This window comes from Kitasatospora sp. NPDC059747 (assembly GCF_042732955.1).
Classification (GTDB): domain Bacteria; phylum Actinomycetota; class Actinomycetes; order Streptomycetales; family Streptomycetaceae; genus Kitasatospora.
In genome coordinates this window covers 1-1,945 of the sequence record NZ_JBHWGV010000273.1, presented here as the reverse complement: position 1 = coordinate 1,945, position 1,945 = coordinate 1, and the positions used below count along the sequence as shown (strand labels likewise).

2 protein-coding genes are annotated in these 1,945 nt (G+C 73.4%); both read left to right on the top strand.

Annotated features, from left to right (window positions below):
- Positions 1-115: 115 nt before the first annotated feature.
- Complete coding sequence (locus tag ACFV4G_RS43435; protein ID WP_380449186.1) at positions 116-1,324, top strand: FAD-dependent monooxygenase; 1,209 nt, start codon at positions 116-118, stop codon at positions 1,322-1,324.
- Between the two features lie 66 nt (positions 1,325-1,390).
- A partial coding sequence (locus ACFV4G_RS43430; protein WP_380449184.1) for a MarR family winged helix-turn-helix transcriptional regulator occupies positions 1,391-1,945 on the top strand: 555 nt, incomplete at its 3' end.

Sequence of the window (1,945 nt, the reverse complement as noted above, 5' to 3'; positions counted from 1 at the left end):
GCGAACCCCACCCACCCGAAAGCCCACCCCGCACCCCAAGCCCCGCGCAGCGGCCCCCATAAGCCCGCTGTACCCTCCTTCTACAGATGTAGAAGGCAGCACGAAAGGACCAGCCATGAGCAACAACACCGCAGTGGTGGTCGGGGGCGGAATCGGCGGCCTGGCCGCCGCGATCGGGCTCCGGCTGGTGGGATGGGACGTGACCGTCGTCGAGCGGGCCGCGACCCTCGACGACGCGGGCGCCGGCATCTCCCTGCACGCCAACGGCATGCGCGCACTCGCGACGCTCGGTGTCGCCGACGCCGTCGAGGCCGCGTCGCGGCGCCAGTACACCGGAGGTACGAGGACCCCCGACGGTCGCCGCCTCGCCCTGATGGACGGCGCCGCACTGGAGCGCGAACTGGGCACCCCCATCGTCGGCATCCCGCGGGCCGACCTGCACCGGATCCTCCGCGCCGCGATACCCCCCAGCAACGTCGTGATCGGCTCCGAGGTCACCGACGTCGCAACCGCCCCCGGTTCCCGGGTCCGGGTGACCTACGACGAAACCACGCTGGAGGCGGACCTCGTCGTGGCCGCCGACGGCATCAACAGCAAGCTGCGCCGCCGTCTGTTCCCGTCCCACCCCGGCCCGGTGTACGCGGGGTCGACGGTCCTGCGGGCCATCACGGACCGCCCGGTCGAGGGTCTGGCCGACGACTTCGCGCTGACCTGGGGCCACGGCGCCGAGTTCGGCCACATCGGGTTCCCGGACGGCCGGGCCGAGTGGCACGCCACGCTCAACGCCCCGGCCGGCCTGCGCTACCGGGACCCGCTCGACGAGATGCGCCGGAGGTTCGCCCGCTGGCACGACCCGATCCCGGCGCTGCTCGCGGCGACCCGCCCCGAGGACGTGCTGCACCACGACGTGAACGAGCTCGTCACACCCGTCCCGTCCTTCGCCGTCGGCCGGATCGCCCTGCTGGGCGACGCGGCCCACGCGATGACACCGCACCTGGGCCAGGGCGCGTGCCAGGCACTGGAAGACGCGGTAACCCTGGCCGCCGCCCTCGGCCCCGCCACCGCCCTCGGCCCCGCTACCGCCGAAGCCGCCATCACCACCGCACTCACCCGCTACGACGCCGCACGCCGCCCCCGCACCCTGACGGTGGCACGCGACGCCCGACGGGCAGGCAGGATGGGCCAGCAGCTCACCAACCCGGTCGCCGTCGGTCTGCGCAACGCGGCGATCCGGCTCACCCCGCCCGGTGCGATGGTCCGAACGGTGCTGAAGCACGCCGACTGGACCCCGCCCCGCATCACCCCCGCCTCACGCGCCGCGTAGTGCCTCCGGGGCAACCCGCCCCGCCCGGGCTTGACCGGGAAACTGATTAGCCGCCATATTAAACCCATGACGCAGCACCCCGACGCCGGCCACGGCGCCCCCACGCTGGACCAGGCACGCCGCCAGATCGCCCGCTACGGCCTCACGGCCGACCCGCAGGCGGTGCTGGTGGCGGCCAGGCTGATGGCGGCGGGCGCCAGGCTCGGGCAGGCGGGCGAGGTGCACTTCGGCCGGTTCGGACTGTCCACCGGCCGGTACCGGCTGCTGGCCGACCTGGAGGACCACGGCGGCGAGAAGTCGCCGTCCCAGCTCGCGGAGAGCCTCGGCGTCTCGCGGGCGACGGTGACCGGGCTGGTCGACGGACTGGAGCGGGAGGGCCTGGTGGCCCGTCGCCCGTCCATCGAGGACGGGCGGCGCAACGTGGTGATCCTCACCGCGCGGGGTGCGCAACGACTGCGCGACCTGGCACCGGAGCACTACGCCCGGATGCAGGCCATGGTCGGCGGCCTCTCGGTCGAGGAACGGACGACGTTCCTCGACCACCAGGCCCCCGTGGTGGAGGGGCTCGACGCACACACCACCCACAAAACACCCCCCCACCCAGTCTCTTTTAAACAAAAG